The sequence below is a fragment of the Streptococcus danieliae genome, assembly GCF_013415245.1.
Lineage (GTDB): Bacteria > Bacillota > Bacilli > Lactobacillales > Streptococcaceae > Streptococcus > Streptococcus danieliae_A.
Genome location: NZ_JACBXX010000240.1, coordinates 1 through 7046, shown reverse-complemented (window position 1 = coordinate 7046; position 7046 = coordinate 1). Strand labels below are relative to the sequence as shown.

At 46.7% G+C, this 7046-nt stretch carries 6 protein-coding genes; 5 read left to right on the top strand and 1 reads right to left on the bottom strand.

Features of this window, described 5'->3' with window-relative positions; genetic code table 11:
* The first annotated feature begins 170 nt into the window (after positions 1–170).
* The 5 genes from sufC to sufB are packed head-to-tail and all read left to right on the top strand — an operon-like array spanning position 171 to position 5321.
* Positions 171–941: a Fe-S cluster assembly ATPase SufC gene (sufC, locus tag HZY94_RS09905; protein ID WP_179925980.1), complete on the top strand. Its 771-nt coding sequence runs from the start codon at positions 171–173 to the stop codon at positions 939–941.
* Between the two features lie 21 nt (positions 942–962).
* Positions 963–2225 carry a Fe-S cluster assembly protein SufD gene (sufD, locus tag HZY94_RS09900; RefSeq protein WP_179925979.1) on the top strand — a complete coding sequence of 421 codons (1263 nt, stop codon included), beginning with the start codon at positions 963–965 and terminating at the stop codon, positions 2223–2225.
* A gap of 15 nt (positions 2226–2240) precedes the next feature.
* The gene (locus HZY94_RS09895; RefSeq protein ID WP_218925753.1) at positions 2241–3473 is read left to right on the top strand and encodes a cysteine desulfurase; all 1233 of its coding nucleotides are present in this window, start codon (positions 2241–2243) and stop codon (positions 3471–3473) included.
* Positions 3460–3906 carry a Fe-S cluster assembly sulfur transfer protein SufU gene (gene sufU / locus HZY94_RS09890; RefSeq protein ID WP_179925978.1) on the top strand — a complete coding sequence of 149 codons (447 nt, stop codon included), beginning with the start codon at positions 3460–3462 and terminating at the stop codon, positions 3904–3906. The genes HZY94_RS09895 and sufU overlap by 14 nt, the downstream gene beginning before the upstream one ends.
* Entirely contained in the window at positions 3906–5321 is a 1416-nt protein-coding gene (sufB, locus tag HZY94_RS09885; protein ID WP_179925977.1) for a Fe-S cluster assembly protein SufB, read from the top strand. Before sufU ends, sufB begins: the two co-directional genes overlap by 1 nt.
* An 84-nt stretch (positions 5322–5405) precedes the next feature.
* Here sufB and HZY94_RS09880 read toward each other — a convergent pair whose 3' ends face one another.
* The gene (locus HZY94_RS09880; RefSeq protein WP_179925976.1) at positions 5406–6653 is read right to left on the bottom strand and encodes a serine hydrolase; all 1248 of its coding nucleotides are present in this window, start codon (positions 6651–6653) and stop codon (positions 5406–5408) included.
* Between the last annotated feature and the right edge of the window lie 393 nt (positions 6654–7046).

Below are 7046 nucleotides of genomic sequence, written 5' to 3'. Positions count from 1 at the left end.
CCCATCCCCGCAAGGCTGATTAGGCTCTCTTCCGAGCTTGAAAAGCGAATGAAGAGGGCAATCCGCTACTGCGTCAAAGGCATTTTGGTAGCCAAAGTCAATGAGGCTAGACTTTTGTCCCAGTCTCTTGTTATACTTAAACCGTATTACCTAGAAGGAAGGATAAAATCATGTCAGTATTGGAAATTAAAGATCTCCATGTGTCCATTGAGGATAAGGAAATTTTGAAGGGGGTTAACTTGACCCTTAAAACAGGTGAGGTTGCGGCCATCATGGGACCAAACGGGACCGGTAAATCAACCTTGTCGGCAGCCATTATGGGAAATCCTAACTACGAAGTAACCCAAGGGGAAGTTTTGTTGGATGGGGTCAACATTTTGGAACTGGAAGTTGACGAGCGGGCACGGCTGGGCTTGTTCTTGGCGATGCAATATCCAAGTGAAATCCCTGGAATTACCAATGCGGAGTTTATCCGGGCAGCTATGAACTCTGGTAAAGAGGAAGAAGACAAAATTTCTGTCCGTGATTTTATCACTAAGTTGGATGAAAAAATGGCCCTTCTTAACATGAAGGAAGAAATGGCAGAGCGTTACCTCAATGAAGGCTTCTCTGGTGGGGAGAAAAAACGGAATGAGATTCTGCAATTGTTGATGCTGGAACCAACCTTTGCCCTTTTGGATGAGATCGATTCCGGTTTGGATATCGATGCTCTTAAAGTGGTTTCCAAAGGTGTGAATGCCATGCGTGGAGAAGGCTTTGGGGCTATGATCATTACCCACTACCAACGTTTGTTGAACTATATCAAACCAGATGCCGTACACGTGATGATGGAAGGGAAAGTCGTTCTTTCAGGTGGTCCGGAATTAGCAGCCCGTTTGGAACAAGAAGGGTATGCGAAAATTGCAGAAGAACTCGGATTTGATTACAAGGAAGAAGTTTAAGGACCTACCAAGGAGGAACTGATGACAAGAGAACAAATTCAGGCATTTTCGCAAGCACAGGCTGAGCCTGCTTGGCTGCAAGACTTGCGCTTGCAAGCCTTTGATAAAATTCAAGAGTTGGACTTGCCCAAGATTGAGCGGGTGAAGTTTCACCGTTGGAATTTGGGAGATGGCCATTTGGAACTGAGTGAGGCATCTGGGAATGTCCCGGCCTTCACGGATCTGAACAGCAATCCTAAGCTGGTCCAAGTCGGCACCCAAACGGTTTTGGAACAACTATCTCCTGAATTGGTGGAGCAGGGCGTTCTGTTTACAGATCTAGCCACAGTTTTAGAGGAGATTCCCCAACTGGTGGAAGAGTCTTTTATGTCTGCCCTAGCCTACGATGAGGATAAATTGGCTGCCTACCATACAGCTTATTTTAACAGTGCGGCAGTTTTGTATGTCCCAGACAATGTGGAGATCACGCAACCCCTTGAAGGTATTTTTTACCAGGACAGTGAGTCTAGCGTTCCCTTTAACAAGCACATTTTGGTGATTGCAGGTCGGAACAGTAAGTTTTCTTACTTGGAACGCATCGAGACCCTCGGTGAAGGGCAAGAAAAAGCGACAGCCAACATTACGGTTGAGGTGATTGCCAAAGCCGGAGCCCAGGTGAAATTTTCTGCGATTGATCGCCTGGGTCAAAACGTCACCACCTATATCACCCGTCGTGGCCGGATTGGCCAGGATGCAACCATTGATTGGGCTCTGGGTGTCATGAACGAAGGAAATGTTGTTGCAGCCTTTGATACGGATTTAGTGGGACGTGGAAGCCATGCGGACATGAAGGTTGTAGCCCTGTCCTCTGGAAAACAGGTCCAAGGAATTGACAGCCGGATCACCAACCACGGCTCCAACTCTGTTGGAAATATCTTCCAACACGGGGTTATCTTGGAGAAGGCAACTTTGACCTTTAACGGAATTGGTCACATTATTCGTGGAGCCAAAGGTGCAGATGCCCAACAGGAAAGTCGGGTCTTGATGTTGTCAGACCAGGCTCGTTCTGATGCCAACCCAATCTTGTTGATCGACGAGAACGAAGTTACTGCAGGACACGCAGCTTCCATCGGCCAGGTTGACCCTGAGGACTTGTACTACCTTATGAGTCGTGGTTTGGATCGGGCAACTGCTGAACGCCTGGTTGTCCGTGGCTTTTTGGGAGCCGTGATTGTTGAAATTCCCGTTAAAGAAGTTCGCGACGACATGATTCAAGTTATTGAAGATAAGTTAAGCAAAAGATAAACAAGAGGAGTAGCCATGCAGCCAATCGACGGTCGGCAGATCCAAAAAGACTTCCCTATTCTCGACCAACAGGTCCATGAAGAAGATCTAGTCTATTTGGATAGTGCAGCAACTAGCCAAAAGCCGCGATCTGTAATCGAGGCGATGGATCGTTATTACCAAGAAATCAATGCCAATGTACACCGCGGTGTCCATACCTTGGGGGAGTCGGCAACCCAGGCCTATGAAGCAGCGCGACGAAAAGTCGCAGCCTTTATCGGGGCAGCTTCTGAGAAAGAAATTATCTTTACCCGAGGAACAACGACGGGCTTGAACCACTTGGCTCGCGGCTTAGAAGCTCAGTTGGCACCAGGCGATGAAATTCTGATCTCCGTTATGGAACACCATTCCAACCTTGTTCCCTGGCAACAGCTGTGCCAACGTACCGGAGCTCGGTTGGTTTATGTCTACCTGAAAGAGGGCAGACTGGACCTGGATGATTTACGGGCCAAGTTAAATCCAGCGACTAAAATTGTTTCCCTGGCCCAGGTCTCCAATGTCTTGGGGGTGATTAACCCGATTCAAGAGATTGCCCAGTGGGTTCATGAAGTGGGTGCTTATTTAGTAGTGGACGGTGCCCAGTCAGTTCCCCATCTACCAGTTCAGGTACAGGACTTGGATGTAGATTTCTTAGTCTTTTCGGGCCACAAGATGCTGGGGCCAACGGGGATTGGTGTTCTCTACGGGAAAGAAGCACTGTTACAAGCCTTGGAACCCGTGGAATTTGGCGGCGAGATGATCGACTTTGTGTTTGAGCAAGAATCAACCTGGACCGATCTTCCTTGGAAGCTGGAAGCCGGGACGCCACCGATTGCAGAAGCGATTGGCTTGGGCGCGGCGATTGACTATCTGGAAGATTTGGGGATGGAGCGCTTGGCTGCCCACGATCAGGAACTGGTCACCTATCTCTGGCAAGAATTGCAGAAAGTGGACGGGCTGGAAATCTATGGACCGGCTTCAGCGGAAGGTCGAAGTGGCTTGGTGTCCTTTAACCTAACTGGACTCCACCCCCATGATGTGGCGACCGCTTTGGATTATGAAGGGATTGCAGTCCGTGCCGGCCACCACTGTGCCCAACCTCTCTTGGCTTATCTAGGAGTGCCGGCCATGCTACGGGCCAGTCTCTATGTCTACAACACCAAGGAAGATTGCGATCGTCTCATCCAGGCCTTGGAGACAACAAAGGAGTTTTTCAATGGCACTTTCTAAATTAAATAGCCTCTATCGAACCCTCGTGGCAGAGCATTCCAGACACCCCCACCATCAGGGGAGTTTGTCTGGTGTCGAGCCTATCCAGTTAAACAACCCAACCTGTGGCGATGTTATCCAACTCTTTTTGGTCAAGGATGAAGAGGGCCGGATTACAGATATCTCCTTTATCAATTCGGGATGTAGTATCTCAACAGCTTCTGCCTCGATGATGACCGATGTTGTGATTGGGAAAAAGGAAGAGGAGGTTCGAGCTCTAGCCCAGGATTTCTCTGATTTGGTACAAGGGCTAGAACTATCTTCGACCGACCAGCTCGGGGATGCAGCCTTTTTGTCAGGGGTTGCGCAGTTCCCGCAGCGGATTAAATGTGCCACTCTTGCATGGAATGCTTTGAAAAAAGCACTGGAAGTAAATGAAATGAAAGGAAAATAATGGCTGAAAATGAACGCGTAGAACCCAAGCCAATTGATTTGGGGGAATATAAATTTGGTTTTCATGATGATGTGGATCCCATTCTCTCGACCGGTAAAGGTTTGAGTGAGAAAGTTATCCGTGAAATGTCGGCGGCAAAAGGGGAACCTCAGTGGATGTTAGACTTCCGTTTGAAATCTTATGAGACCTTTAAGAAGATGGAGCTGGAGACTTGGGGAGCTGATATGTCGCAAATCAACTTTGACGATATCATCTACTACCAAAAACCATCAGATCGCCCTGTTCGCTCTTGGGATGAGGTTCCGGAGAAAATCAAGGAAACCTTCGAACGCATTGGGATTCCAGAAGCTGAGCGGGCTTATTTGGCGGGAGCTTCGGCCCAGTATGAATCAGAAGTGGTTTATCACAATATGAAGGAAGAGTTTGAGAAGTTGGGAATTGTCTTTACGGACACCGACTCGGCTCTGAAAGAATACCCAGAACTCTTCAAGCAATACTTTGCCAAATTGGTTCCGCCAACGGACAACAAGTTGGCAGCCTTGAACAGTGCAGTCTGGTCAGGGGGGACCTTTATCTATGTGCCAAAGGGTGTCAAGGTGGACATTCCCCTACAAACCTATTTCCGAATCAATAATGAAAATACCGGTCAGTTTGAGCGGACCTTGATTATCGTTGATGAAGGAGCCAGTGTTCAGTATGTTGAGGGATGTACAGCACCCACTTACTCCAGCAACAGCTTGCATGCGGCCATCGTTGAGATCTTCTCCCTAGAAGGAGCCTATGTTCGTTACACCACCATCCAGAACTGGTCTGACAATGTCTACAACTTGGTAACCAAACGGGCCAAGGCCTTGAAAAACGCGACTGTTGAATGGATTGATGGCAATATCGGTGCCAAAACGACTATGAAGTACCCATCGGTTTATCTGGAGGGAGAAGGAGCGCGTGGAACCATGCTCTCGATCGCCTTTGCCAACAAAGGTCAGGTACAGGACACTGGTGCGAAAATGATCCACAATGCTCCGCATACCAGCTCTTCCATTGTCTCCAAGTCAATTGCCAAGAGTGGTGGGGAAGTAAACTACCGTGGTCAGGTAACCTTTGCCCGCAATTCCAAAAAATCAGTAAGCCATATTGAGTGTGATACCATCATCATGGATGATCAGTCAAAATCGGATACGATTCCATTTAATGAGATCCACAATTCACAAGTGGCCTTGGAGCACGAAGCGAAAGTTTCCAAGATTTCTGAAGAGCAGCTCTACTATCTCATGAGTCGTGGCTTGTCTGAACAAGAAGCGACAGAGATGATTGTTATGGGATTTGTTGAACCCTTTACCAAAGAACTTCCAATGGAATATGCTGTCGAACTCAACCGTTTGATTAGCTACGAAATGGAAGGAAGTGTCGGCTAGCAGTAGCTGAGACAGCTCTACTAACTAAAGACGCCCCCAATCAAGGTTGGTATCCATTGATTGGGGGCGTCTTTGTGGTTTTCACTAAAGTTTTTCATTGACGAAGAGGACGAAGTTATTCCAGAGTACCTTGAGGAAGTTACTACGGTCCACATCCTCCTGGCTAACCATGGCGAATTTTGGTTCTTGACCTTGGATATAGCCTTTGCCAATTGGTTCGGGATCTTTATAGGTCAGGTAGCCGACAAACTCTCCTTTTTTAATCGGGGCTTGATACCCTTTGGGGTCGGTCTCCCATTTGATTTTTAAGTCTGCTGTACTGCCTCCCTGTTGGATAAAGATGGCATCGGTTTTGGCAACAGGAGTGATTGGGGATTTTTTGCCATCTTTAATCAGAGCTGTTAATTCTTCATAGGGCTCGCCTTCGGCGGCTAGTACATTGGCATAGAAGGTACGGGAGATGTAGTTAAGGAGGGAAATGGTTGCATTGTAACGGGCGTTGGGGTCTTGATCTGGATTTTCAACACTGAGCACAATGCTGACGAGACGCATGCCACGCTCGGTTGTCGAGATAATAATCGAATCTCCGTACTCAGCCGAACTACCGGTTTTGAGACCGTCAACCCCATTTCGGAAACGGGGCATGTTGGGAATGAGCTGATTGGTTGCGTAAATGGTCTCTTTCCCAAACTTTGCTTGACTCTTTTCTGTGATTTCCGTGATTTCTGGATGTTCCTTGAGCAGGTTGTAAACCATCACACCCAGAGCATTGGCCGACATAAGATTCTCTTGATTTTTTCCATTGGCGATGATGTTGAGGGCATTTTCGTTTAAACCGGATGAGTTATAGAGCTTGTAATCTCGAATCCCGAGACTATCCAATTTGTCCTCCATCCGCTTGACAAAGTCTTTTTCTTTGCCAGAGACTTTCTCAGCCAGGGCAATCGCTGCAGAATTGGCGGACGAAAGTAACATGGCATGTAGCAGTTCCTCGACCGTATACTCGCGATCCTCCATGGGGACGTTGGAACTAGAGGAATCCACAGTCAGTTGGTAGGCAAAATCTTTAATCGGAACCTTGGTCTTCCAATCAAGCTCGCCAGCCTGGATAGCATCGAGTACAACATAGCTGGTCAGCAATTTAGAGATGGAGGCAATTCCAACTAACTTATCAGCATTTTTTTCGAATAAAATCTTCCCTGTGTTTTGTTCAAAAACCAGGGCACTATTGGCAGTTGTTTTAAAATCGTCAGCAGCAACCACTGTGGCAGTTGGCAGTAAAGATGGTAGTAATAAAAGTATAACCAGTAGGAACTGGATAAATCGTTTCATGATTGTCCTCTTTCAGATTCTAGTCTCTCTATTTTATCATAGTTCTAAAAGGAGCCCCAGAATTTTGAAGGGAAAATAGGCTGTGGGGAATTGGGGCTTGTCTAGGAGAAGTTTTGATAAAAGGGAGGGATGATACTTATTATTATATATGTGCATTTATTGCATAAGTGCGAAAAAATAGATTGAAATTTTTACTTAAAAATGGTAGTCTATCGATATCTAGTTTTTTAAATTAGTATTCTTCAGTGAAGCAATTGATTTTTATAGAATCATTCCCGTTGTTTCGAACCTCAGTTCTGACGGGGGATTACTGAACTGCAAAAAGAAAAATCGCCACGGTAAAGTAGCGATTTTTCCCTTTTGTGAGCCTCAATACAACGTCAAAGCGCTATA

What these genes read in the sequence shown, in the direction of transcription:
- sufB (WP_179925977.1), top strand. Translation starts at nt 3,906, where the DNA reads ATGGCTGAAAATGAACGCGTAGAACCCAAGCCAATTGATTTGGGGGAA.
- sufU (WP_179925978.1), top strand. Translation starts at nt 3,460, where the DNA reads ATGGCACTTTCTAAATTAAATAGCCTCTATCGAACCCTCGTGGCAGAG.
- sufD (WP_179925979.1), top strand. Translation starts at nt 963, where the DNA reads ATGACAAGAGAACAAATTCAGGCATTTTCGCAAGCACAGGCTGAGCCT.
- sufC (WP_179925980.1), top strand. Translation starts at nt 171, where the DNA reads ATGTCAGTATTGGAAATTAAAGATCTCCATGTGTCCATTGAGGATAAG.
- HZY94_RS09895 (WP_218925753.1), top strand. Translation starts at nt 2,241, where the DNA reads ATGCAGCCAATCGACGGTCGGCAGATCCAAAAAGACTTCCCTATTCTC.
- HZY94_RS09880 (WP_179925976.1), bottom strand. Translation starts at nt 6,653, where the DNA reads ATGAAACGATTTATCCAGTTCCTACTGGTTATACTTTTATTACTACCA.